Source organism: Photobacterium chitinilyticum (assembly GCF_004104355.1).
Taxonomy (GTDB): Bacteria; Pseudomonadota; Gammaproteobacteria; order Enterobacterales; family Vibrionaceae; genus Photobacterium; species Photobacterium chitinilyticum.
The window spans coordinates 97,151-122,918 of sequence record NZ_RJLM01000004.1 but is presented as its reverse complement, the minus strand read 5'-3'; the positions used below and the strand labels follow the sequence as shown (position 1 = coordinate 122,918).

Sequence of the window (25,768 nt, the reverse complement as noted above, 5' to 3'; positions counted from 1 at the left end):
TGGTTGGAGATCTACTGCTGAACACGACAATGTCGCGAGGAAAGAGCATAAGAAAAGGATGTTACCTATTCCGACCCCACAGTAGCGCTCCATAGTTAATGTAATTATATACTATGGCAGTGTTGCCCCTATTCGGTAACAACCCCAGCAAGAAGGCATGATGGCCTTATCTTACTTCGGCATTGGCTCCTTTTGCAGATCATCAAAGGAATCACCCTCCAACCTGCTACTTATAGACAATGCGCCTCTACCCTTAGTCAAGGAATGACTAATTCTACGGAATAGCGATGCATTTGCAACAAGTTACGATGAAAAAATTAACACGAATAGTGAATAATCTTGCTCATTCGTTGAAAAAACAACCAAATAATAACTATCTATCCCCCCTTCAATATGAAATAGAACGCACTTAATTAATCAGTCTGATTCCGCAACACCACGATTAATTGCACTAACTGCATGGATTCGCCGTTATTACAAATGAGATTCTTTGAAGCAAATTAGAAAAAAAATAATTATCGAGTAGATATTTTATTTGGCATCAGGGTATTAAAAGTATTATTATTGCAATTATTGATTTGTGACTGCTATTATTATTTAAAATAGTTTTAGGCCAACAGGAAATTAAAAATGTCTGATGCAATGAAAGCGCTGTTAAACCTTCGTAGTCTTCGCGCACTTTCTCGTGAATATACTCTAGAACAACTACAAGAAGCTCTTGAGAAACTACAAACTGTCGTTAGTGAACGTGAAGAAGCAGAAGCTGAAGAGCGTGCTAAAGAAAACGAACGTAACGAGAAACTGGCTCAGTACCGTGAAATGCTTCTAGCTGACGGCATCGACCCAGAAGAATTACTAGCAACTCTAGGCAAAGCACCTAAAGCAAAACGAGCTGCTCGTCCTGCTAAATATAAATTCATCGATGAAAATGGCGAAGAAAAAACTTGGACTGGCCAAGGCCGTACTCCAAGTGCCCTGAAAAAAGCGCTTGATGATGGCAAAGCTCTAGAAGAGTTTGAAATCGAATAATTGCTGAATATAAGCTGAACAAAAGCCCGGTAATATTACCGGGCTTTTTTATACCTTTTAGCTCCCAGATGCAAAGGCCATTCAGTAAATAAATGATCAGCTCAATATATCCATACCGCCTCAAAGTCTTCGTTCAGCAAAAATTACTTAGCGATAAACCTAAGTGCCATATCATGATATAACGATTGAAATTAGTACTTGCTAACAAACATCGAAGCCAAGCACAGCTGGCCTTAAAGGCAATTCCAAGCCCAGACCACTTCAAATAAAAGCCATTCCTATCGCTATTTTCTTGGGCTTAGCCCACTGGCACCATTTTAACCCAGTGCCTCTAGGAGTAAGGATTTCAGAGTTCAACAAGATCTAGAAAGATAAAAAAACCAGACACGATGTCTGGTTTTTTTTCATTTGTTCCTTATCGAATTTTATCAGCCAAATGGCTAACAGCAAGGGCGAAATAATGCGACCGATTCCACTTTAACAGTGTCTGATAATTACCATATATCAAGTATGCCCTGCCGTGATTATCATCCGGTTGAATAAGCCAGGCTTTAATATCTACCTTGGGTAATGATTGCCCATTTAATCTTCTAATACCTAACTGTTGCCATTCAGCCAAAGAGCGGCCTTTATCCTTTTCAATACCCAATAGTGATTCATTTATACTACTCGGTATTTTTACCTGCCGTCCCCAGGTATATTTATCATCCCACCCTGACTTATTCAGATAATTGGCTGCCGAGGCAAAGACATCAACCTCAGTGTTCCAAATATCAATACGACCATCATTATTACCGTCGACTGCATAGGCTAAGAATGAGGTCGGCATAAACTGAGGCTGCCCCATCGCTCCGGCCCAAGAACCTTTCATCTTGCTTGGGGTGATATGACCAGCATTCAAAATTTCTAATGCCGCCATTACTTGATTACGGAAAAAAGCCTCTCGGCGCCCTTCATAAGCTAATGTCGACAATGCTTCAATCACATTATAATTTCCCGTTAAGCGCCCAAAATTACTTTCAACACCCCATAAAGCAACAATAAACCGTGGCTGAACACCCAGTTGCTTACCAATTTCATCCAGAGCCTCTTTATGCTTCCGGTATAATTGGTTTGCTTGCTCTACTTTCCAATCAGGAACCGCTCTTGGGATATATTCATCTAGGGTCAGTTTTTTTTCAGGCTGATTTTTATCAGCCTTAACTGCACGTTCGGTAAATTCAATACCGTCAAAGGCAGAGTTGATTATCGACTCTGAAATTCCATTTTCCCGTGCTTCTGCTTTCAGCCCGAGTACATATTCGTCAAACCCAGCATCGGCAGCCAACACCGACGATGAGATCCCTAAACCTATGGCCACCAGGACCGACATCAATCTCTTACGCATAGTTACCCTTTATGCATTTCTTTCGGCTTTCTCAGCCTTATACTCTTCAAGCAAATTCGTTACTGGTGGTGGTACCTGCAGGTAATAGCCAATTGTACCCAGAGCTTCTTTTACCTTCCCCACATCAGCCAGTGCTAATTTACGTCCATTATCAAGGTTTAGTACCATCACAAACTGAGGAGTACCAAACGTTGCCATTAGACTCTCAGGAACCTCTGAAAAGTCATCTTTCGTATTGATATATAGATATGTATTTTCTTTTTTAGAGCTTTTGTAAATTGCACAAAACATCAAAAATAGCCTGTTAGTTAAAGCTTTCATCTAATTCAGACCGCAATTTTGCGAAATCATTCCCACAGATAGCCAGCATAGAGCGATGCAGATGGGATGCTTGTCTGAATTTCCAACGCTAACGCAAGGATAGCTTGCTGATATACCCTTGGGAATATAACATGCAAGTATCTATGTGATAACGTACCCTAACGGCTAATTAAGCGACAGTCATTGAATGAGTATGGCAAAAACAGCAGAACTTAAAGGGAGCTCTTTCACGCTCTCGGCCCTGCATCTAGTTGACGGGGACATCGAAAAGGCGACCGACTTCTTAAAAGAGAAAGTCAATCAGGCGCCAAATTTTTTCGCCGCTGCGCCTGTTGTAATCGACATCAGCCAAGCTGGCGATAGCATCGATTTCAACACGTTAAAATCAGAAGTACAAAATGCAGGAATGATCCCTGTCGGGATCAGTGGCTGTAAAAATACTCACCTTCAAACTCAGGCAAAGCGTGCCGGGTTTGCTATCATGAATGCAGCACGGCAAAACAAAGCGGCTGAGACCGCGATGGAACCAACCAAGATCATCCGCACGCCAGTCCGCTCAGGCCAGCAAATCTATGCGAAAAACTGTGATCTTGTGATAATGAATCATGTCAGTGCCGGCGCGGAAATTATTGCTGATGGCTGCATCCATATATATGGCACAATGCGTGGCCGAGCGATTGCCGGAGCCAGTGGCCAGCAGCAAGCACGAATTTTTTGTCAGAATTTGCAATCTGAACTAATTTCCATTGCCGGAAACTACTGGCTAAGTGATAAAATCGAAGCTGAGTTCTGGGGTAAAGGTGTCGTTATCTCACTTGCTGAAAATAATTTAAACATAGAGCATTTGGCTTTATAACGTTTGATAAGGAATTAATAGATGGCACGTATTATCGTTGTTACCTCGGGGAAAGGTGGCGTTGGTAAAACAACCTCCAGTGCAGCTATCGCATCAGGCCTTGCCTTAAGCGGCAAGAAAACTGCAGTCATTGATTTTGATATCGGCCTGCGTAACCTTGACCTGATCATGGGTTGTGAGCGCCGTGTCGTATATGATTTTGTTAATGTGATTAACGGTGAAGCCAACCTGAATCAGGCTCTGATCAAAGACAAGCGCGTTGATAACTTATTCGTGCTTCCAGCATCACAAACACGTGACAAAGATGCCCTCAGCCAAGAAGGTGTTGAACGTGTTCTGAATGATCTTACTGATATGGGCTTTGACTTTATCATCTGCGATTCACCAGCAGGCATTGAAACGGGCGCCCAAATGGCCCTTTACTTTGCCGACGAAGCTATTGTAACAACTAACCCGGAAGTCTCTTCAGTACGAGACTCTGACCGTATTTTGGGTATTCTCGACTCGAAGTCACGCCGGGCAGAACAAACCCTAGAGCCAGTTAAAACGCATTTGCTGCTTACCCGCTACAACCCGGCTCGTGTTACCTTGGGTGAAATGCTGAGCGTCGGAGATGTGGAAGAAATCCTACATATTCCGCTACTAGGTGTCATCCCCGAAAGCCAGGCAGTTCTGAATGCTTCAAATAAGGGTGAACCTGTTATTTTTGACAAGGATTCTGATGCAGGAACAGCCTATGAAGATACTGTTGGCCGCCTGCTGGGCGAAGATCGCCCGTTCCGTTTCTTAGAGGAAGAGAAAAAAGGCTTCCTTAAACGCTTATTTGGAGGCTAAATCACTATGGCTTTGCTAGAGTTCTTCCGCCCTAAGAAACCAACGACAGCGAGTGTAGCAAAGGAAAGGCTACAGATTATCGTTGCCGAAAGGCGTACTGCCAACCAAAGCACGCCTAGCTATCTGCCGCAGCTAAAGCAAGACATTCTTGATGTGATCCGCAAATACGTCGAGATCACCCCGGAACAAGTCAGTGTCAACCTAGATCAGAAAGAGGAAGACTTGTCTGTTCTAGAACTCAATGTCACACTGCCGGATGAAGACAAGTAACTTTTTGTGTCAAAAGAAAAGCCCCGGCAAATGCGCCGGGGCTTTTTTATCGTTTATGTCAGACTAAAATAAGTTACCTATCCAACAAAGGTAATACACGCTCTTCAAATAGACCCTTACGCCAGTTCTTCAGCATATCAGGTAAATCATCTGCAGGCCTTTGCTTGTTCCAGGCCCACGAGATCAGCTGATTAATCTGCTTTTTGGAGGCCAAAAACTCCGGTGCGAGACCCGTTTCTTTTTCAACCTTGCCAATCTCATCTTTTATCCGCTTCACCAACTGTTTATAGCCGGTCAAATCGACAAGACGGACAATTTTTTCCGGATACTGCTGGGGAGAGATATCATCAGCGTCATAAACTATTTTCAATAAACGATTTGCATGGCGCTGGATTTCCATACTATCGAAGCCTTCTTTAGCCATTACTGCCTTGGATCTAATGTCATAGCGAGCCAGTTTCCACAGGTGCAGCTCTTTCACGATAAAATTCAAGGCCAAATCTCGCTTGCGAGCTTCAAGCAGTCGCCACTTGGCGACTTTCTGCAAGACAGCTAGCTGTTTGGGCTCAAGTTGCCAGGCATTTTTAATGTCGAGATACACTTTTTCAGGATCAACGGGCTTTATACGCCGAACCATGAGCGAAGCGCATTCCTGTTTCAAGGCTTCCAACCAGTCTTTTTCTTCAACCTGCGCCAACAGTTTCTGATACAGCGGCAACAGATAAAAAACATCCGCGGCAGCATAATCGAGCTGTTTATCTGTCAGCGGACGAGCCATCCAGTTTGTACGAGCTTCGCCTTTATCCAGCTCTACCCCCAGAAAATCTTTAACCAGAGTTCCGAAACCAGCTGAAACACCATAGCCAAGAAACGATGCCATAACTTGGGTATCGATCATTGGAACGGGCAAGCACCCGGCATAATGCTGGAACACTTCCAGATCTTCTCCACAGGCATGCAGTACCTTGATAACTGCCTGATCGCGAAGCAGCGCCCATAACGGCTCTAAATCTTCAATTTCCAGAGGATCAATCAAAGCCAGGCTGTCCCCATCAAACAGCTGGATCAAGCCAAGCTTAGGATAAAGTGTGCGGGTGCGGACAAATTCCGTATCAAGCATTACAGCCGCCTGGTTGCGGGCATGCTCACATACTACTTCCAGCCGTTCAGTTGTTGTTATGATTTCAAAATTCACAGCAAACCTTTAATTTTCATCGACTATAACTAACCGAAAGAAAGTGCCGGCATGATAGCCGGCACTCGAAATACACTCATTGTAACCTGAATTTACAGGTTATGCTTCTTGTGCCTGCTTGTCAGACTCTTCTCGCAAGGCACGGCGCAAAATTTTACCGACATTGGTTTTTGGCAATTCGTCACGGAACTCAACAACCTTGGGCACTTTATAGCCAGTCAGGTGCTCGCGACAATGCATCAGCAGCTCGTCTCGTGTCAGGCTCGGATCTCGCTTGACCACGCAAACTTTCACCACCTCACCCGACACTTCGTGTGGCAGGCCGATCGCAGCAACTTCCAACACCTTGGCATTCAACGCGACAACGTCTTCAATTTCATTCGGATAGACATTAAAACCCGACACCAAGATCATATCTTTCTTACGATCAACAATATGCAAAAAGCCATCTTCATCAAAACGGACAATATCACCGGTTGATAACCAACCATCTTCATTGAGCACTTCCTTGGTCGCTTCCGGCCTTTGCCAGTAACCCTGCATCACCTGAGGGCCACGCACTTGCAGCTCACCAGTCTGATCATTCGCGACAACATTGCCTTCATCATCCACCATACGTACTTCCGTTGAAGGAACAGGCAGGCCGATGGAACCATTATAATCAACTAGATCATACGGATAGGCCGCCACCAACGGTGAACACTCCGTTAACCCATAGCCTTCTAGCAGATAATTACTGGTGATCTGCTTCCACTTTTCAGCCACAGCACGCTGCACGGCCATCCCTCCGCCGACCGACAGACGTAAATTACTGAAGTCCAGTTCATGGAAATCTTCGTTATTCACAAGGGCATTAAACAGGGTATTAACCCCGGTAATTGCGGTAAACGGATAACGTTGTAGCTCTTTGACAAAAGTCGGAATATCACGCGGGTTGGTAATCAGCAGGTTTCGCCCACCCATTTCAATAAATAGCAGACAGTTAACCGTCAATGCAAAAACGTGATAAAGCGGCAATGCCGTAACAATCAGCTCACGTCCTTCGGTCAGTACCGGCCCATAGGCACCTTTCGCCTGCATAACATTGGCCAACATATTGCGATGGCTCAGCATTGCCCCTTTGGCTACGCCGGTTGTCCCGCCAGTGTATTGCAGAAAGGCAGTATCCTCACCGGACATAAACGGTTTGACATACTGCATCCGACGCCCTTTGCTCAGCGCCGCACGCATAGATGTTGCATGAGGAAGATGGTACTTTGGCACCATCTTTTTAATATACTTCACGACAAAGTTAACTAGCGTGCCTTTCGGTCGGGAAAGCTGATCCCCAAGCCGAGTTAATACAACATGCTGGACACTAGTGTTCTTTACGACTGATTCTAGGGTGTGTGCAAAGTTGGAAACAATAACAATCGCTTTTGAACCCGAATCGTTTAGCTGATGCTCTAGCTCTCGCGGGGTATACAGCGGGTTGATGTTAACCACGACACAACCAGCACGAAGAATACCAAACAGGGCAATAGGGTATTGCAGCAAGTTCGGCATCATGACGGCAACTCGATCACCTTTTTTTAGCTTGAGATCATTTTGCAAGTAAGCAGCAAAAGCACGGCTGCGCTCTTCCAACTTGCGGAAGGTCATGACCTGTCCCATGTTGATAAATGCTGTCTGATCTGCAAACTTCTGTACAGACTGCTCAAACATATCAACCAGAGACAGGTATGAATCCGGATTAATTTCTGCCGGTACATCTTCCGGATAGCGGTTAAGCCAAACCTTATCCACTTTGCACTCTCCTTCTTTTATCTGGCGCTAGCGCCCAAAACTTGCTGTAAGGGGGAATGATTCAAACAACCGCTTGTTATCACCACCACAGCATAATTAACAAAAAACCAACAACAACCAATTAGGCCAGCTGGCTAAAATTTGATGTGAATCGCACAATATGCTCACAAACAGCCCGCGGACTTTCAATATGACAGTGATGACCACCATCAACTTCAACCTGGGAGCCGTGCTGCAACCAATGCCTTCCGGCCTCCGGCTGCTTGAGTGCTGTAAATCCGCTCCGGCCAAGAATCGACAAGACCGGACACTGAATTTGAGACATTAGCACCTTCGCATGTCCTTCCGCCATACGGTACAAAGAATCACAGCGTAGTCTATTATCATGCCGCCAGTACCAGTTCGAACCGTCCTGATATGTCGCGCGCTCGACCAAGGGGGCAAGTTGCTCTGCCGACAACTGATTAACTGTACAACGCAGCTTCAGGGCTTCCTGAAAAGACGACATCCCCCGGCCCCTTCCCCACAGTTCAGTCCGGCGACGATAACGCTGCCGGCTGGCAATGCCGTCACGAAGACGTTGTACCATGTGGTCCGGAGACTCATGGAGCGGAGACATCCCTTCAATTAACACCACCCCAGCCACATCGGCCGGAAAAACCGCCGCATAGCAACTGGCGACCAATGCACCCAATGAGTGCCCGACCAGATAGACTTCTCGATCTGGCAGTAATGCCATCAGCTGTTTTAAATCATCAAGATAATCGAAAAAGTAATAGTAGTTATCCTTACCCCGAGGCTGAGAATGACCATGACCGGGCCAGTCGATCGCGATCAGATGAAACTTGTCGGCCAACGTCACGAACAAAGGGGCAAAGCTGGCGGCATTATCCTGCCAGCCATGCAAAAATAACAAAATCGGCTTTTGATCACATGGGTAAGACAACGGCGATGAAGGCGAAACAATCTCGCCCTGGATCTGAAATGAACACAAACCAGCCAGCGTTAACTCTGCCAGCTGGAAGCGTGTATTAAACATTACACTCGACACAACATTCTCAATCTACTTGGTCACCCGTTGCGTAACTTCTCCGCGAGTAAACCCCACGCCATAACTCATAAACGAGCACCGGGTTCCAATACAATCATGGTAACGGGCAAAGTCGTCAATCCGGATTTCCTGTTTAACCTGCCACAACTGCTGCCCCGAAATGTTGACGACAGGAAATTGATACTCAAACTCCCCCACCGTTCCTTGTTCTTGGCCATTGACTCGGCCAACAACGGTTAACAGTCTGCCTGGGCGATATTCCAGAGGTTCGAAAAAACCATCCGCATAGCCAACAAAACGCCCCTGCGGCTTGGCATCGAGCTTAGGTCTACCGTCACTAGTCAGCGGCAGGCTGACAACCTCAATTCGGGTTCGTTGTTTTTCATTATCAATTGCTGCAATGATGCCACCCAGCCGAACTTCCTGATCCCGAGCCATTGCAGGATTATCGCGAATCAACTGGAAGTCGGTAATTGGGCTTTCTGATTGAGTGTGCAGGCTTTCGGGCACGCTGGCGCAGCCTACCATAAAGACCATTAACAGCCCAAGAAATAGCACTCTAAACATCAGATACTCCTAGACAAATGCTCATAATCCACCCAGCTTACCGGATAGCGGAACACACTAAACGTATACATCTACCCCAACCAGCGAAGACAACGCATCCTTATGATTTTGATACATCACCCCCATATAGGAATCTAGCGCCTGACGGTGCTTCCCCTCAGGCTCGTCATACTGAATTCTGGAGTGGGCATCTTGAATAAGTTCCGGATCACGAACAGATTTTGCTACCGCTTTTGCAACAACTGTCTGCTCTGCAGCAACAGGCGCCTGTGCCGGTTTGTTGACCCGGGGCTTGTGCGGTGACTGTATTGATGTTGGTAAACGTTGGATTGAAACCATAATGCAATACCTATCAGGAGGAAAAGCGGAGAGTTCTAGATCCTAGAGCTGACAGTTTGCGCCCCTCCGACTAAGATAGCCGCACGGCGCAAACTCGCTAATCCTGAAGTTTATTCACGGCCAGGCAGCTTCTTCCAGGTTACCGTATCACGCAAGTAAACTGGGCTGGCATGCTCTGCTGAAACCGCCTCATCTCGAGCCAAAGCAAATTTAGCCAAGTGGACCATATCCTGGGAGTCGGGATATAAAACAGTCCCTTTTTCCATTTGGACCTTCAGCTGAGCGAGAGGTTCAGCATAGCTTTCCCAACCTGTACCGGCTGTTAGCCAAATACCGTTATCAGCGCTGAACTGCTCAACAAGCCCTTCAGGTCGGATAACCAATTCACTGTCGATCACACGCCAGTCGCCATCAGTCTGGCGCTGATACTGCCCCCAGTAAATCTCGCCCATTCGAGCATCAATTGCAGTCAAAACCTGCTCGGATTGATGTGCTCGGTAGGTCCCCTGAGCCATTGCGGCCAGTGTGGATATACCCAGCATCGGCAGGTCAGCACCAAATGCCAACCCTTGGGCGATACCAATACCTATACGAACGCCGGTAAAGCTTCCCGGTCCACGGCCAAAAGCCAGTGCATCTAATTGGCCGAGCTTCAGGCCACCTTCGGCCAGGACGATATCTACCATCGGCAGAATTTTAGTCGTATGCTCACGCGGCGCATACTCGCAACGTGAAATAACATCATCGCCTATCATTAAGGCAACAGAACAATTTTCGGTGGCAGTATCGACTGCAAGAATTTTGGTGCTCATTCAAGCCTCTGAATGCTGATCGTCACACTGAACAGTACACTCGTTACCATTCACTGCAGACAAAAACTGCCCGACACCATTAACATCCCGCGTACGTGGGATTGATGGCAGGCTTCTTAAAAATACCGCGCCATACGGACGCGTTACCAAGCGATTATCACAAATGACCAGAACGCCCTTATCCTGCTTATCACGAATAAGACGCCCAACGCCCTGTTTCAGGGTGATCACTGCATCGGGTATTTGAACTTGCGAAAAGGGATCCCCGCCACGCAGGCGACAATCTTCAATTCGCGCTTTCAGCAACGGATCATCCGGTGCTGTAAAAGGCAATTTGTCAATGATAACACAGCTAAGGGCTTGTCCTCTAACATCGACACCTTCCCAAAATGCGCCTGTGGCAATCAAGAGCGCATTGCCACGCTCCAGATACTCTGCCAGTAACTTTTGCTTGGTGGTCTCACCTTGTACCAATACCGGCAAATCCAGTACCGAACGAAACCCTTCCGCCAACTCGCGGACCATTTGGTGCGAGGTACAAAGGAAAAAACAACGTCCGTTGTTGCCAGTTATGACCGGTGCCAGCATTTCTACCAGCCTATCGGCAATACCAAAGCTATTTGGCTCGGGAAGAAAACGAGGCACACACAGCAAGGCCTGTTGCTGATAGTCAAACGGGCTTTCCAGTGCGAACTGTTGCTTGGGCGCTAACCCAAGGCGGTGGCTGAAATGGCTAAAATCATCATCAACGGCCAAGGTGGCAGACGTAAATATCCAGGCTCCCGGCTGCAACTGCATTTGTTCGTGGAACTTCTCCGCCACCGATAGTGGTGTGATATTCAGACTAAAATGGCGCGGGGTACATTCATACCAATAGGAATAGCCGGTAATCGAGGTATCGGAAAGCCTTGCCAGTTTTGCTTTCAGCAGCGTGGCCCGTTCAAAAGCCGTGTCTAGTAATTGGCTTCTTCCCAAAGCGAGCTTAAGCACCTCATGAGTTAGATCAAGTGCATCGTTTAATCGGGTCAGCTCACGCTGGATCGCCGGGCTGGTTATGGCTTCTCGCCAATTGCCCCGAAAGCCGGGGTCACCTAGCACAATCCGCAAATCAGATGCAGCCTGAGCCAGTCGATCGGCCGTTTTTTGCAACTGACGCATATCTTTCGCTTCTGTGCGGTAACCAATTTCGACATCCTTGGCCAACTCCTGAACCTGACGGCTGGTCAGGCTCTGACCAAAATATTGGCTGGCAATATCTGGCATTTGGTGAGCCTCATCGAAAATAAAGACTTCCGCTTCAGGGATCAACTCACCAAACCCTGTTTCCTTGATCGCCAAATCAGCTAAAAACAGGTGATGGTTCACCACCACCACATCAGCTTCCATCGCCTTACGCCGGGCTTTAACCACAAAACAATCTTCGTAAGACGGACATTCACGGCCAATGCAGTTATCATTGTTTGAGGTGATCATCGGGATCACCGGACTGTCTTCGGCAACGGTTTCGCACTCGCCAAGATCACCTGTATGGGTCGTTGATGACCAACTGCGGACTTTAACCAGCTGACTCAGTAGCGTCGGATCGACATGGGTACCATGGCTTTCGGTGATCTGGCGACTCAAACGATCGAGGCACAGGTAGTTAGCCCGTCCTTTTAACAGAGCAACCCGTCCGGTAAAACCCAGGGCATCGGCCATTAAAGGCAAATCCCGGTGAAAAAGCTGCTCCTGCAGGTTCTTCGAGCCGGTACTAATAATCGTTTTTTTACCGCGAACCAACGCCGGCACAAGGTAAGCAAATGTCTTGCCGGTTCCCGTTCCCGCCTCGACCACGAGCTGAGTCTGTTCACAAATTGCGTCATCTACAGCCTTAGCCATATCAATCTGCGGCTGGCGAGCCTGGAAACCGGGTATGGCTTTGTCGAGTGCGCCTCCGGAGGCGAAAAACTTGGCAATCATTCCAACGAGCTTATTGGTTATATATACAGTAAAAGGCCGTCCATTATGCCAAGTTTGCCAGCCTGCGACTACGGTTATTTATACCCAGGGTGCCGATGAGTTAGACAAGCACATCTCTAGTTACAACATATGCAACTAAACATATTTAATTGGGGCGCAGTAACAATATCTGCTTTGGTCGAGCCGACAATTTCCATCAGCTCTTGCTGCTCTTTTTCTGCCACATCGTGCTTATCCAGCACGCTCTTAAGCAACACCTCCATCCGCGGCCAATCTTTCTCTGTAATATTCAGGCGGGCATGGGCATCCTTCATTGTCAGCGTAGGCTAATCCAATACCGAGTACCGGTATGGCGAATAAGACAGCCATAAAAAAATATCTGCCGTTGTGACAACATATCTCCTCCTCGGTGATGAAGATCATTAGTTATGATTTCTATACGTATGGCAACTATCACAAGTACTAATCTGAATATTTGTTTTGACCCTGAAATAAATACGCGGTAAATAAAAGGGAATGGAAATATAAATATTGTAGTTCAAGGACGCACATGGAAACGAAAACCCTTCTCACCGATTGCCCAGATGCAATGGGTTTAATATCGAAAATCACCAACATCTGTTACAAGCACCAGCTCAACATTGTTCACAATAATGAATTTGTTGATCACTCCCATAGCCAGTTCTTCATGCGAACAGAGCTGGAAGGTGTTTTTAACGACGAAACCTTCCTTTTTGATCTAGATCGAGCCCTGCCAGAAGGCAGTTACCGCCGTCTGGTCAGCTCAGCCCGCAAGCGCATCGTGATTATGGTCACCAAAGAAGCACACTGTCTGGGGGATATTCTAGTCAAGGCCTTTGATGGCACATTGGATGTTGAGATTGCGGCTGTTGTGGGAAATTACGATACATTGGCGGGTTTGACCGAGAAATTTGATATCCCGTTCCACCATGTCTGCCACGAAGGGCTGAGCCGTGAAACGCACGAAGAGAAACTGCTTGAAGCCGTCCAGCAATACAGCCCTGATTATGTCGTGCTGGCCAAGTATATGCGGATCCTGACACCGAACTTTGTCGCCCAGTTTCCGCACCAGATCATCAATATCCACCACAGCTTTCTGCCGGCCTTTATCGGTGCCAAACCGTACCTGCAGGCGTTTGAACGCGGGGTGAAAATCATCGGAGCTACTGCCCACTTTGTCACCAACGATTTAGATGAAGGCCCGATCATTACCCAAAACGTCATCAATGTAGACCATAACTTCAGCGCAGGCGATATGGCTCGCTCTGGTCGCGATGTCGAAAAATCAGTACTAAGCAAGGCGCTGGGACTGGTGCTCGATGACAAGGTATTTGTGCATGGGAACAGAACCGTAATACTTTAGCGAAAATACGAGTACCGAGTTGCGAGCTTCTATAAACTCGCAACTCATAACTCGCAGCTGAGTTACCCTTCCTCGCTCTCAATCACATCTTTTAGCGAACACGGATGCAGCTTGATACACACCCCAGCCTTTTTAAAAGCATATGTAGGATTTGGCAGTCGTTCTTTTTCTCCCGATGGCGAGCTGGCTTTCACCTTAATGCCTTTATCTGCCAATTTTTCCCAAGGCAGAAGCGGAAATTTCTCATCCAACAGCGCCTTGAGCTCCTCGGTATCCTTCGCTTTAGCCGGAATGACAAACTCAAGATGCTCCCAGCCTTGCTGAGGGTATGACTTACTGCCCGGATACGGCAATTCCAGCGCCTCTATACTCCAACGGCCAACCTGAAGCGACTTATTAAAGCCGATGACAATAATCGGGCGACCATTGATCTCATTGTTTGACCATTCCTCGCCATACGCAAGCCAGGCTTTGTGCAATTCCTTGGCCACTTCAAGATCATTTACCCGTAATGCAATATGATCAGCCTGGTAGTCCGACAGAGAAATATTCATCTCTTGCGCCAGCGCCTCAATGCGTTCTACAAACGCAGGTAACTCTGCCAGCATTTGCTCGGGATGGAGACCTATATCAGTTAGCTTCTGCATGTTTTTTCTCCAGTTATTACAGTATCGGGAAACGAACGCATAATTATCCATAATTTAAGGATTATAGAAACCCAGCCAAAGGTGACGACAGGCCTTGTTGCTGCTTGATTTGTGCATAATTTTCACGTTCTACCCATAACGAAAAAAAAATCGCAAACAATGCCTTTTTCGGGTTGCCAAAACACCTAACTTTGTGGGTATTATTAAGGCAATGCAATGTACGTATTCAAGATATCACCTCTTACTCTAAAGAGTGTCCCGTCAAAAATACTCACGTGATCCCAAACAGCATTAATTATGCTGCAATTAATGTGGCCAGCTTACGTGACTATTTTTGACGGTTTGGCTTATAACAGCTCTTGAAGACCGTGACGTTTTTGCCTCGCTAATACAACTTTGCTATTAGCGTACCAAATGATTTAAAGGATAAGCGCGTGAACATTCAAGCACTAATTAACGATAAAGTATCTCTGGCCTTAGAAACCGCTGGCGCACCCGCAGGTAGCCCAGCAGCCGTTCGCCAGTCTGCAAAAGCACAGTTTGGTGACTACCAGGCTAACGGTGTCATGGGCGTTGCAAAAAAACTCGGCACCAACCCTCGCGAGTTCGCACAAAAAGTTATCGACGTACTGGATCTTGACGGTATTGCTGAAAAAGTCGAAATCGCAGGCCCAGGCTTCATTAACATTTTCCTAAACAAATCTTGGCTTGCCGCCCGTGCTGAGGAAGCACTGGCAGACAAGCGTCTGGGTGTCACTGCTGAAGCGCAGAAAAATATCGTTGTTGACTACTCGGCGCCTAACGTTGCCAAAGAAATGCACGTTGGTCACCTGCGTTCAACAATCATCGGCGATGCCGTTGTTCGTACGCTTGAGTTCCTAGGTCACAACGTTATCCGTGCCAACCACATTGGTGACTGGGGAACACAGTTCGGTATGCTAATCGCAAACCTGGAGCGAGTTCAAAAAGAGTCAGGCGAAGTTTCTATGGAGCTGTCTGATCTTGAAGCATTCTACCGCGAATCAAAAAAAATGTACGACGAGGACGAAGAGTTCGCAAAACGTGCACGTAACTATGTAGTTAAACTACAGAGCGGTGACGAATACTGTGCGGAAATGTGGAAGAAACTGGTTGACGTGACAATGGTTCAAAACCAGCAGAACTATGATCGCCTGAACGTATCACTCTCTCGCGACAACGTGATGGGTGAGTCCATGTATAACGATATGCTCCCAGGTATCGTTGCAGACCTTAAAGAAAAAGGCCTGGCAGTGGAAGATGACGGTGCACAGGTTGTCTTCCTTGATGAATACAAGAACAAAGACGGCGAGCCTATGGGTGTTATCATCCAGAAGCGCGATGGCGGTTTCCTATACACCACAACCGATATCGCTTGTGCTAAATACCGTTTCGAGCAGCTAAACGCAGATCGCGTACTTTACTTCATCGATTCACGTCAACACCAGCACCTGATGCAGGCATGGACAATTGTTCGCAAGGCGGGCTATGTGCCAGAAGACGTAACGCTAGAGCACCACGCATTCGGCATGATGCTTGGCAAAGACGGCCGTCCGTTCAAAACCCGTGCTGGCGGTACTGTTCGTCTTGCTGATCTGCTTGATGAAGCAGAAGAGCGTGCGACAAAGCTGATCGAAGATAAAAACCCAGATCTTGAAACGGCTGAAAAAGAAAACATCGCCAAGACTGTTGCAATGGCAGCGGTTAAATACGCGGATCTTTCTAAACACCGTACCACTGACTACATCTTTGACTGGGACAACATGCTGGCATTCGAAGGTAACACGGCACCATACATGCAGTATGCGTACACCCGTGTGGCTTCTATCTTCAAGCGCGCCAATGTTGAGCTTGCCGACCTGACTCATCCTGTCGTGATCAATGAAGAAAAAGAGCAAACTTTGCTTTCTGCTCTACTTCAGTTCGAAGAAGCAGTCCTAACGGTTGCTCGCGAAGGTCACCCGCATGTAATGTGTAGCTACCTATTTGATCTTGCAGGTAAATTCTCTAGCTTCTACGAAGCCTGCCCGATCCTCAATGCAGAAGAAGAAGTGAAGCAAAGCCGTCTGAAGCTGGCATTGCTAACAGCAAACACCATCAAGCAAGGTCTTGACCTGCTAGGTATCGAAACACTCGAACGTATGTAATTTTTTGCTATTTCATTCAAAGAAATAACGAATTACAGACTAATAATTCGAAGCCTTCTAGGGTATCCTTAGAAGGCTTTTTTATGCGACCAACACCGTAATCAGTTTGCTTTTGTATTTGCGACAAAAATGGAATTCAAAGTATGAGCAAAGACAGCTTTGTGGAATCGACGGAAACGTTGAAAAAAACGGTTCCCTTGATGATCAAACACAAAGTACCAACCACACCGACCAACTATGCACTCTGGTATACCTATGCGTCTCAGCAGCAACCACTACTTAACCAAGCTGTTGACCAAGGAATCGAAGCTTTAGGGCATTGTACTCCCACGCTATGCGACAACCTGTACCAGCAGCTACTAGCCAGCGAAACCGACAAAGACATGAAACAGCTCAAGCAGAGCCTGACGGCAATGATGCAGGAGCTATCCCACACCATGTCAGACACGCTGTCGAATGCCGAAACCTTCCAGGGCGCATTGAGCCATACCTTCAGCAAACTGGAATCAGCCGAGCGAGAAGGCCTCTCATTAGAAGATACCATGACATTGGTGCGCGAGTTAATCCGTGAATCCCGTCAGATCCAACTATCTACCGGTACCTTTAAGGGCCAGCTTAGCAATGCCCAGCAAGAAATTACTGCCCTGCGCGAAGCATTGAGCGAAAGCCAAAAAGAGGCGAATGAAGATGCCTTGACCCGTCTTAATAACCGAAGGGCATTTGAGCGGGATATCCAAAGTTATACTGATAACAATATTCCTTTCAGCCTTATCATGATGGATATCGACAAGTTCAAGGATTTTAATGACACCTTCGGCCACTTACTCGGTGATCAGGTACTCAAAATCGTGGCCCGCCGGCTCCTTGAATGCAGCCGAGACTATGCGCAGTCTTATCGCTTTGGCGGCGAGGAATTTATTATTATTTTGCCGCATAAAACACTGTCTTCGACTCGACAGCAGGCGGAAACGATCCGCCGGGCAATAGAAAAAATCTCGGTCCTGGATAAAAAATCAGGCCAGCGTATCAATTCTGTCACCGCCTCGTTTGGCATTGCTACCAAGCAGGAAGACGAAACCTCGGCAGACGTTATTGCACGCGCAGATAGCCACCTGAACCAAGCCAAGCAACTGGGACGAAACAGGGTGCTTCCTGTCAATTAATCCCTTCACGCTATCGCTAGTTACTTTTACTACGCCTCCAATGCCCTATCAGATACACAGGTGGCGATGACTAGCTTGGCATGAATTCACTGTCCGAAGCGCTGGCCTCCGCCATGCAACCAATCCAGCTCCTCTTGGGTCGATAAACGCCCGTGAACAGCGTTACGATGAGGAAAACGGCCAAAGCGCTGAACCACATCATGATGGCTGACGGCATACTGATAGAATCCTTCAAAAACCATTGCATGAGCGGGTGACACCGACTGCCGGAGCCGATCAAAGCGGAAGACACACTCTTCCTGATCTTCAACTGTTTCAGAATGTTCTAGCGGCAAGTAAAAAAAGACGCGTTCAATTGCGCTTAGCTCTTCGTCATGGTTATTCGCCAGGCCCCGTTTGCAAATTGCCAGGGCTAACGAGTCATAGCGAAATGCCGCACTCAAACCTCGGTATATATTACGGGTAAACTGATCCAACAAGATAATCAGAGCCAGTGCTCCTTTAGGCTCTTTTGCCCAATAACCCAACTCCCCTAGCCCTGCCTGACTAACCAGCGGCTGAAAGCGTTCTGCGATGAGCTTATCCGTTTCTTCCCCTCCCTGAAACCACAGTGCATTTCGGTCGGTAACAGGTACTTCTTCACCAAGCTCACCAAACCAAAAATCCAAGACTTCCTGATATTCCGCAGCCATACTTTTACCCCCAAACGGTTATCGCAAGCTCAACATGTTCGCAAATACCACAATTAGCCACTGATTCCATCAATCTGCGGCTATCAAGACTGGCCTTTATTTCGATTGGTATTACCATGATATGACTAGATAAAAGACGGCTTATCCTTCTGTGGTATTATCAGCATACAGTAGCCCCCACGGATAATGATGAGCAATGTTCCAGCATGTGAGCCGCCCAAAACATTTAAGGAATACGACAATGCATTTTACACTCCATCCGCGACTGGCAGCAGATACTACAATTTTAGGTGACCTGCCATTATGCCGAGTATTACTGTCGAAAGAAGCACTAGGTCCGTGGCTTATTCTGGTACCGCGCAAGGAAGGTATCACTGAAATTCATCACCTGCCCCAAGCAGACCAGTTTGAGCTGATACGTGAATCAAGTGCCGTTGCCAGCCTGTTGGAAACCGACTATCAAGCCGATAAAATCAACGTCGGTGCACTGGGTAACCTTGTTCCCCAGTTACATATCCACCATATTGCGAGGTTTCAGTCTGATATAGCCTGGCCCGGTCCGGTATGGGGAAATACGAACGGAACGCAGCGAGCAGAAGAGATCCAGCAAGCCCTGGCAGAAGAACTGCGCGACGAACTGGCCAATATTGAAGGGTTCAAGGGCATCTAGCCCAGAGCTTACATCGGATTCAAAGCAGAAAAAAGGCAACCCTCGGGCTGCCTTTTAAATTTTATCAGCGTACTACAGTTACTGACAGTTCATCGGCCTTTAGGCTACGATACCAGACATCCTCAGCATTCTGGCAGCATAAATCACTACCACAACCAATAAGTTCTTTGTTGATTGCTCCTTTGCGAATCCAGACATCCAGCATGGTATCAACACCGTCTTCACTCATCCCGAAATGGTTCGCCAGATCCTTTCTGCTAGATCGGCCATGCTGCTCAATGTACAGTTTCAGCTGCTGAAGGATCACAGTGCCAACACCTCTTCCGGTTGTTTCTGTCCCTGACGTTTGAAGACAATATACAAACCCACATTAATCAGAGCAAACAAGCCAATCCACAGCATACTGGTGACTGGGTGCTCTGCAAAATGTGCTACCTGATACACCACGGTTGCAAATGTATAAGCAAGCAACATAGTCCAGCCAGCAATGAAGATTGAGAACTTCTGACCAAACTCACGAACATATGCCCCCATCGCCGCAGCACATGGCGTGTACAGCAAGATGAAGATCAAGTAGGCCATTGCGGCAGCCGAGCTAACAAAGTGAGCCTGAATATTCCCAAAGACTGATGCTTCAACTTCCTGCTCTTCGGCAGCAGTATCAAGATCAGACAGCTCACCGACTTCGATCCCCAGCGGGTCTGAGTAACTGAGGTCAGCTAAATTAGCCGGGATGGTTGCAACGGCTTCTTGCAGACTCGCCAGCAAATCATACTCGCCGCCTTCTTCCCCTTCAGATGGAGCGTAAAGGCTATTTAACGTCCCCACAACCGCTTCTTTGGCAAAAATCCCGGTGATAATACCCACTGTTGCAGGCCAGTTATCCTCTTTCACTCCGATAGGTGCAAGTAAAGGCGTCACCACCTGGGCGGCTTGGGACAATACAGAATTTTCAGTATCCTCGTTACCAAACGAGCCATCAGCACCCAGTGAGTTAAAGAAGCTCAAACAAGCAACAACCACAACAATCGTCTTACCGGCACCCAGTACAAACTTCTTCAGCTTCTGCCATGTTTTGATGCCCACATTACGCATCGTCGGCAATTCATAGTCAGGCATTTCCATAATGAAACTGTCACTCGTCCCCGGGTACAAAGTGTTGCGCAGGATCATTCCGGTCATTACCGCGGCAAAAATGCCGAGTAGGTACAAACCAAAAACAACGTTCTGGCCGCTTTCAGGAAAAAATGCCGCCGCAAACAGCGCATATACTGGCAGGCGTGCACCGCATGACATAAACGGTGCCATTGCTGCAGCCAGTTTACGCTCACGCTCTTGCTCCAGGGTACGGGTAGCCATGATAGACGGCACGTTACAACCGAAGCCCAGTACCAATGGAACAAATGCTTTACCCGGAAGGCCGACCTTCTGCATAACTTTATCCAGAACAAAAGCGGCACGGGCCATATAGCCAGAGCTTTCCAGAACAGCAAGGAACAGGTATAGACAAGCAATAACTGGGATAAACGTAGCCACGGTCTGGATACCGCCACCGATACCATCGGCAATAATTGTTACCAGCCAAACCGGTAGATGATCATCGAGCAGGTAATGGCCGCCATCCACTAACAGAGCGCCGGCACTGATATCAAAGAAATCAATGAATGAACTACCGATATTGATGGAGAACATGAACATCAGGTACATCACGATGAAGAAGAACGGAATCCCAAAAGCGCGATGCAACAATACTCGGTCAATACTGTCACTCAGGCTACGGCTTAGCTTTCCTTCCTGACGACGAACCTTCTGGCATAGCTGGTGAAGGTGGGTATAACGCACATCGGCAACCTGAATATCCGGGTCAATTTCAACCATCAGCTTATTACGGATATTGCATGCCTTATTTTTTTCGTGTTCAGACAATCCATTGATAACTAAAGTATCATTTTCTAACACACGAATCGCTTGGGCGCGAACATTCAATGTCTCACTGCTAAACATCGATTCTAGTTCACCAATAGCAGCTTCAAACGGGTCGCCATAGTGCAAAGCGATATCATTGATAGCAATACCTTGGGCCAGCATTTTATGCAGCTGAACCTTGAATTCTTGTACCTGCTTGATGTTGTTCGCCGACAGGGATACCACCGGACAGCCCAGCACTTTTTCCAGTGCTTTAATATCCAGCAGCTGACGCTGACGTTGCAGTACATCCATTTTATTCAGTACAACAATCATCGGGCGACCAAGCTCGCGGAGCTGCAAGGTCATATACAAACTACGCTCCAGGCAGGACGCATCAACAACATTGATAATTACATCTGCAGGCATCGTCAAAATGGCGCGAGAGGCTATGGCCTCGTCTAGGCTGTTGGCATCATTGGCACTGTCTAGATTATAAATCCCCGGTAAATCCGTTAGGGCAAAGCCATCACCGGCGCACTGGTAGTTACCGGTTTTCTTTTCGACCGTAACACCCGCCCAGTTACCGACTTGCTGCTTGGCACCAGTCAACCCGTTAAATAGTGTCGTCTTGCCGCTGTTAGGGTTGCCGACAGTTAGAATATTATATTGCATTAGCGTATCTCCACCTCAATATTGGCTGCAATCTGCTTGCGCAACGCAATATCAACACCACGGACACGCACCTGTAACGGATCACCCAACGGCGCCAAACGAACAACCGTCACCTGAGTTTCAGGTAACAACCCCATAACCATTAACTTCTTTCTCGTTGCTGAAGGAAGCTCAGACAAGCTGGTTACTACTCCATTGGCCCCGCACGATAATTCAGACAGTTTCATCTTACCAACACCTTAATAAGAATTATTTTTATTCCTAATAGCAATACTACAGGTTGAAACACATTGCGCATTGTCTTAAATCAAAAACCCTCATATTGGTATGCTTATTAGGTTTATTTATTACTGAGTCAGAAAATCCCGAAATTACTCGATATTCCCTTTCGATAAAAAGTCTTGAGGTTGTTAAAAAAAGACGTAAATTACCAACAAAACACCAACAACCAAGCGTTACAAGATGTTTTTTTAAGCTTTTGCTACTTCGCCTTTACCGCAATTAGTCTGACGAAGTTGAGGACGCTCATCATGTAGCAGTAACTGGATATGGTTGAGCACCGTATCTGGCTCAAAAGGCTTGGTGAGCACAGAATCGATATCTGCAGCAACATGGCCTTGACTGCTGTTTTCTATCATCAAAACAAACACAGCATGGCACTCTCTTGGTTCTTCTTGTAGTCGTTCACGAACTTGAAGCCCATCAAGGCCTGGCAGCATCAAGTCACACAATATGATATCAGGCTGATTTTCTTTGGCTAAAATCACAGCCTCATAACCATCGCATGCAGTGATCAAAGGATAATTCTGTAACAAAGCCCCCAGACACGATACTACCTCCTCATCAATTGAGGCAACTAGCAGCTTAGGCAGATCTTCCGGTGTCACTATTCTTGTTTTGCCTTCGCCCGCCAAGGTTCTCACACAGCCCTCGCGATATAGCGGTAAATAAAGAATGAACTCACTTCCAATACCTTGGTAACTAACCACTGATATTTCACCAGCATAGACTTCAACAAGCTGCTTGACGGTACTAAGTCCTAAGCCAAACCCCGCTTCCGGATTAAAGTCACCACCTTCTTTGAAATAACTGTTAAAGATATTCTTTCTGACATCTTCCGGCATCCCTTTACCGGTGTCGCTCACCGACACCACCAACTGATGATTTAAGTCTTTAACCGTGACATTGATACATCCCTGCCGAGACGTAAATTTAAGAGCATTAGACAGTAAGTTACCAACCATAATTTCAAGGTGATAAGGGGCAACGAGAACACTCAATCCGCCGGTATCATCTTCCAGGCAAAGGGTAATATCTTTTTGATCGGCCTCCAGTTGCCAGCTCATACAACAAGCCTGAATAATCGGGCTTACCCGCTGCTCGCAGGGCTTGTCCGGTTCAAGAAAAGCCTGGGCATCCCGGGTCAACAGCTGTTCAACTAGATGTAATGACCGTTCAACATTATTAGCAACCAACTGAAGTTGCTCTGTTTCTCCGCCCTTGCTCGATACCTGCATCTTCTTTAGCGGCCCAAGGATCAGTGACAGGGGGATGCGTAGTTCATGGTATAGCTGAGCCATGAATTTTTGCCGCATATGCAATATTCGCTGCAAATGTTTATTGCTGGCATACAACTGCTTTTTATTGAGTTCAATTCTGGCCGTTTGACGAAACACAGATTGCTTAAGAGATAGGTTTTGACGTTGGTAGACGCGAGCTCGCCACACAATCAGTGAGAGAAGAAAAGTAACAAACAGAACAACAGGCAACGATGTCGACCAGTGAGGTAAAAGCCATAAGTTTGAGACTCGAAATGCGTAGCTGCTCTCTGGCTGTCCTTGCAAATTAACGTCATCAAACTGCAGCTCTAGCTGGTACTCTCCGGGGGCAAGGTTATCTAAGTACAAAATTGGGCTACTGAGCGGATTCCAGCCTTCTTTACTATGCCCCTTCAAACGATATTGCACCTTGGCCAGACCTGAGAACGGCAGCACACCAACATTAAAGCTCACAGATGATCCATACGGTACAGACAATAGCTGCGCATTAGCACCAGCAACGCGCTCTAACCGATTATCAACCTGAATATCACCGACCACAATTGAAAACATTTGAGTATCAGAAGTAAGCAGTATCTTTGGATCTATCTCCAGTAGCCCTTTCCGGCCACTGAGCAATAATTTTCCCGATTTTAATATCTCACAGACAGGTGAAAAGGGTTCATTTTCAAACCCTCCAACCAGCGGTGGCAGATGCAGTTTCATCTTTGCGGAAAGAGAGTAATAGGAAAGCCCCCGACTTGTTGCTACCCAGCTCCCTCCATTATCACCAACAACGCAATACGGCTTGGCATACGCACCATTAAGGGCAACTGATTTCAACTGAAGCGAGGTTAATTTCGGTGAATATTGAAGACCGTGGGAATTCACAACCCACAACTGGCCTAATATATCTTCAAATATATCAATAACACCGCCCTGATGAGCGGTTTCATCAACAATGTTCAACAGACCGGCACTAAATCTGTATAAACCATAGTCAGTTCCCACCCAAACTTGATGATGGCTATCCTCAAACAAGATCGTCACTGATTCACTACCATGCGGAGCCTGAAACCAATGACTACCAAATGCATTAAGCTCTTCCGTATCAGGCCAGTACCGATAGAGGTGAGATTGCATACCAATCCAAACTGAGTTGTAACGATCAATCATCAAACTGGTAATAGGCTGATTTTGAAACCAGGCGGGTAGCCTTTGAGCCAACCACTCGCTGCTTTCCAAGGAGTACGCCTTCAAACCGGAGTCAGTTGCCAGCCAGAATGTACCCTCTTTATAGACAAAATGGTTGACCCCGCCTGTTACAGGCAAACGTCTGACAATATTAAGATTATCTTCAAACTCTATCAGCCCGTCGTCTGTGGCCAGCCAGATGCTTCCACCATCAAGCTGCTGAAGTTGGTTGATTTGGCTGGGCGGGATCAGACCTGTGTCTTGATTATAAGGAACCTGTCTCAATGCGGCCGTAGAGGTGGGCAAATAGTTAATACCGCTATTGGTTGCTATCCACAATCCATCTTTCTCATCACGTAACAGGGCCATAATGCGATTGCCATTAATAGAGTACTCACCATCGGCATCAGCGCTATAGTGAGTCACTTTTAGTAACTGCTTATCAATATGGTTAAGTCCTCGCGGGGTCCCTATCCACATACCTGATTCAGTTTCAGCAATAGCGGAAACTGATGAATTATTCCTCAGTGTATTTTGAGCAGGAACAAAAACACGTTCGCGGCGAGATAGATACAGCCCGTTCAAGGTGCCAAACCATAACTGGTGTTGACTGTCTTCAAATACTGTCGTTACTTTCTGACCTGGATACAGGAGGAGCTCTATAAACTGGCGATTTCTAAATTCATAAACGCCCTGCTCCCCTGCAACGAAAATCGAACCTCCAGCACCATATAGCCCTGTTATGGAGAACGATTTCGGAAAAGGAAAAAACTCCGGCTGTTGTTGCCTATCTATTACCGCATATAGTCCCCGGCTATTTGCAAACCAGATTTCTTGTCCCTGGCTTTCTACAAACTGAAAAGGCGTCGAGCTCATATCCAATCGGTGCAGCTCAGTTGTTGTAGGCAAGTAACAGTAAGCCAAGCCATCTTTTACAAGCCAAAGCTCCTGTTCGAGCATCACGGCGTCTGTCACACCAGTAATCGTTTCGCCAGCCTCATCGACAGCATTGTTTAACCTACTGCCATCATAAAAAATCAATGATCCCTGAACATCAACAAACCACAGCCCACTGTTTGTGTTGCGAATGATTTTTTCAGCCGCCACGAAGCTTCCGCGTTCCTGATGGGGGAGCGGGTAAAAAGCATGATTGGCGTCTGCTGTTGCAATACTGCAGCTAAACAGCACCGACAGGCAAAACAATAAAATAAGAAGGGCTTTATTCATAAAAGATCAGGAACTATTAAAAGACTCTTATCCCTGTAACAACTTACGGCAACGTAACAGGACATTATGCAGTATGTTGCCCTTTAGTGTAATGGTGATTTTA

At 46.8% G+C, this 25,768-nt stretch carries 24 protein-coding genes and 1 riboswitch; of the genes, 8 read left to right on the top strand and 16 right to left on the bottom strand.

The genetic code is table 11. The features are described 5' to 3' along the window. Window positions 1-74: 74 nt before the first annotated feature. Window positions 75-258: riboswitch (Lysine riboswitch) on the bottom strand. Window positions 259-630: 372 nt separating this feature from the next. Beyond that, window positions 631-1,029, top strand: coding sequence for an H-NS family histone-like protein (locus tag EDI28_RS11630; RefSeq protein WP_128784045.1), 399 nt, complete (start codon window positions 631-633; stop codon window positions 1,027-1,029). A 415-nt stretch (window positions 1,030-1,444) separates the two neighbouring features. On the opposite strand, the gene EDI28_RS11625 is transcribed toward EDI28_RS11630, so the two are convergent. Next, window positions 1,445-2,416 carry a lytic murein transglycosylase gene (locus EDI28_RS11625; protein ID WP_128784044.1) on the bottom strand — a complete coding sequence of 324 codons (972 nt, stop codon included), beginning with the start codon at window positions 2,414-2,416 and terminating at the stop codon, window positions 1,445-1,447. A 9-nt stretch (window positions 2,417-2,425) separates the two neighbouring features. Then, window positions 2,426-2,707 (bottom strand): YcgL domain-containing protein, encoded by a 282-nt coding sequence (locus EDI28_RS11620; protein WP_128784332.1) that lies wholly within the window; start codon window positions 2,705-2,707, stop codon window positions 2,426-2,428. A 223-nt stretch (window positions 2,708-2,930) separates the two neighbouring features. On the opposite strand from EDI28_RS11620, the gene minC reads away from it, so the two are divergent. Genes minC through minE form a run of 3 tightly spaced genes read left to right on the top strand, consistent with a single transcriptional unit; the run spans window position 2,931 to window position 4,697 of the window. Next, a complete protein-coding gene (gene minC, locus EDI28_RS11615; protein ID WP_128784043.1) occupies window positions 2,931-3,593 on the top strand; it encodes a septum site-determining protein MinC in 663 nt (220 codons plus the stop codon). Between the two features lie 21 nt (window positions 3,594-3,614). Then, window positions 3,615-4,427, top strand: a complete 813-nt coding sequence (gene minD / locus EDI28_RS11610) for a septum site-determining protein MinD (protein ID WP_128784042.1) — start codon at window positions 3,615-3,617, stop codon at window positions 4,425-4,427. 6 nt (window positions 4,428-4,433) lie between these two features. Beyond that, window positions 4,434-4,697 carry a cell division topological specificity factor MinE gene (gene minE / locus EDI28_RS11605; RefSeq protein WP_128784041.1) on the top strand — a complete coding sequence of 88 codons (264 nt, stop codon included), beginning with the start codon at window positions 4,434-4,436 and terminating at the stop codon, window positions 4,695-4,697. A gap of 73 nt (window positions 4,698-4,770) precedes the next feature. Here minE and rnd read toward each other — a convergent pair whose 3' ends face one another. From rnd to EDI28_RS11565, 8 genes are all read right to left on the bottom strand, one after another. Next, entirely contained in the window at window positions 4,771-5,892 is a 1,122-nt protein-coding gene (gene rnd, locus EDI28_RS11600) for a ribonuclease D (RefSeq protein ID WP_128784040.1), read from the bottom strand. Between the two features lie 99 nt (window positions 5,893-5,991). Then, window positions 5,992-7,677, bottom strand: a complete 1,686-nt coding sequence (fadD, locus tag EDI28_RS11595) for a long-chain-fatty-acid--CoA ligase FadD (RefSeq protein ID WP_128784039.1) — start codon at window positions 7,675-7,677, stop codon at window positions 5,992-5,994. Window positions 7,678-7,798: 121 nt separating this feature from the next. Beyond that, entirely contained in the window at window positions 7,799-8,728 is a 930-nt protein-coding gene (locus EDI28_RS11590; RefSeq protein ID WP_233353358.1) for an alpha/beta fold hydrolase, read from the bottom strand. 12 nt (window positions 8,729-8,740) lie between these two features. Continuing rightward, on the bottom strand, window positions 8,741-9,295 hold the full coding sequence (locus tag EDI28_RS11585) for a Slp family lipoprotein (protein WP_128784038.1): 555 nt from the start codon (window positions 9,293-9,295) through the stop codon (window positions 8,741-8,743). Window positions 9,296-9,352: 57 nt separating this feature from the next. Then, window positions 9,353-9,634: a hypothetical protein gene (locus EDI28_RS11580; RefSeq protein WP_128784037.1), complete on the bottom strand. Its 282-nt coding sequence runs from the start codon at window positions 9,632-9,634 to the stop codon at window positions 9,353-9,355. Window positions 9,635-9,744: 110 nt separating this feature from the next. Continuing rightward, window positions 9,745-10,446, bottom strand: coding sequence for a tRNA (adenosine(37)-N6)-threonylcarbamoyltransferase complex dimerization subunit type 1 TsaB (tsaB, locus tag EDI28_RS11575; protein WP_128784036.1), 702 nt, complete (start codon window positions 10,444-10,446; stop codon window positions 9,745-9,747). Next, window positions 10,447-12,405 (bottom strand): DNA repair helicase YoaA, encoded by a 1,959-nt coding sequence (gene yoaA, locus EDI28_RS11570; RefSeq protein WP_128784035.1) that lies wholly within the window; start codon window positions 12,403-12,405, stop codon window positions 10,447-10,449. Window positions 12,406-12,521: 116 nt separating this feature from the next. After that, window positions 12,522-12,719, bottom strand: coding sequence for a globin family protein (locus EDI28_RS11565; protein WP_128784034.1), 198 nt, complete (start codon window positions 12,717-12,719; stop codon window positions 12,522-12,524). Window positions 12,720-12,955: 236 nt separating this feature from the next. On the opposite strand from EDI28_RS11565, the gene purU reads away from it, so the two are divergent. Beyond that, on the top strand, window positions 12,956-13,789 hold the full coding sequence (gene purU, locus EDI28_RS11560; RefSeq protein WP_128784033.1) for a formyltetrahydrofolate deformylase: 834 nt from the start codon (window positions 12,956-12,958) through the stop codon (window positions 13,787-13,789). Window positions 13,790-13,851: 62 nt separating this feature from the next. Here the strand turns inward: purU and EDI28_RS11555 are convergent, their stop codons facing one another. After that, on the bottom strand, window positions 13,852-14,436 hold the full coding sequence (locus tag EDI28_RS11555; RefSeq protein WP_128784032.1) for a VOC family protein: 585 nt from the start codon (window positions 14,434-14,436) through the stop codon (window positions 13,852-13,854). A gap of 434 nt (window positions 14,437-14,870) precedes the next feature. On the opposite strand from EDI28_RS11555, the gene argS reads away from it, so the two are divergent. Continuing rightward, window positions 14,871-16,601 (top strand): arginine--tRNA ligase, encoded by a 1,731-nt coding sequence (argS, locus tag EDI28_RS11550; protein WP_128784031.1) that lies wholly within the window; start codon window positions 14,871-14,873, stop codon window positions 16,599-16,601. Between the two features lie 143 nt (window positions 16,602-16,744). Continuing rightward, the gene (locus EDI28_RS11545) at window positions 16,745-17,764 is read left to right on the top strand and encodes a GGDEF domain-containing protein (RefSeq protein ID WP_128784030.1); all 1,020 of its coding nucleotides are present in this window, start codon (window positions 16,745-16,747) and stop codon (window positions 17,762-17,764) included. A gap of 86 nt (window positions 17,765-17,850) precedes the next feature. Here the strand turns inward: EDI28_RS11545 and EDI28_RS11540 are convergent, their stop codons facing one another. Then, window positions 17,851-18,456: a DUF924 family protein gene (locus EDI28_RS11540; RefSeq protein ID WP_128784029.1), complete on the bottom strand. Its 606-nt coding sequence runs from the start codon at window positions 18,454-18,456 to the stop codon at window positions 17,851-17,853. Between the two features lie 241 nt (window positions 18,457-18,697). Between EDI28_RS11540 and EDI28_RS11535 the strand changes: the two genes are divergently transcribed. Beyond that, the gene (locus EDI28_RS11535) at window positions 18,698-19,126 is read left to right on the top strand and encodes an HIT domain-containing protein (protein WP_128784028.1); all 429 of its coding nucleotides are present in this window, start codon (window positions 18,698-18,700) and stop codon (window positions 19,124-19,126) included. Between the two features lie 64 nt (window positions 19,127-19,190). Here the strand turns inward: EDI28_RS11535 and EDI28_RS11530 are convergent, their stop codons facing one another. From EDI28_RS11530 to EDI28_RS11515, 4 genes are all read right to left on the bottom strand, one after another. Further along, complete coding sequence (locus tag EDI28_RS11530) at window positions 19,191-19,433, bottom strand: FeoC-like transcriptional regulator (protein ID WP_128784027.1); 243 nt, start codon at window positions 19,431-19,433, stop codon at window positions 19,191-19,193. Continuing rightward, the gene (gene feoB / locus EDI28_RS11525; protein WP_128784026.1) at window positions 19,430-21,706 is read right to left on the bottom strand and encodes a Fe(2+) transporter permease subunit FeoB; all 2,277 of its coding nucleotides are present in this window, start codon (window positions 21,704-21,706) and stop codon (window positions 19,430-19,432) included. The genes EDI28_RS11530 and feoB overlap by 4 nt, the downstream gene beginning before the upstream one ends. After that, window positions 21,706-21,933 carry a FeoA family protein gene (locus tag EDI28_RS11520; RefSeq protein ID WP_128784025.1) on the bottom strand — a complete coding sequence of 76 codons (228 nt, stop codon included), beginning with the start codon at window positions 21,931-21,933 and terminating at the stop codon, window positions 21,706-21,708. Before EDI28_RS11520 ends, feoB begins: the two co-directional genes overlap by 1 nt. Window positions 21,934-22,176: 243 nt before the next feature. Next, window positions 22,177-25,665: a hybrid sensor histidine kinase/response regulator gene (locus EDI28_RS11515; protein WP_128784024.1), complete on the bottom strand. Its 3,489-nt coding sequence runs from the start codon at window positions 25,663-25,665 to the stop codon at window positions 22,177-22,179. Window positions 25,666-25,768 lie beyond the last annotated feature (103 nt).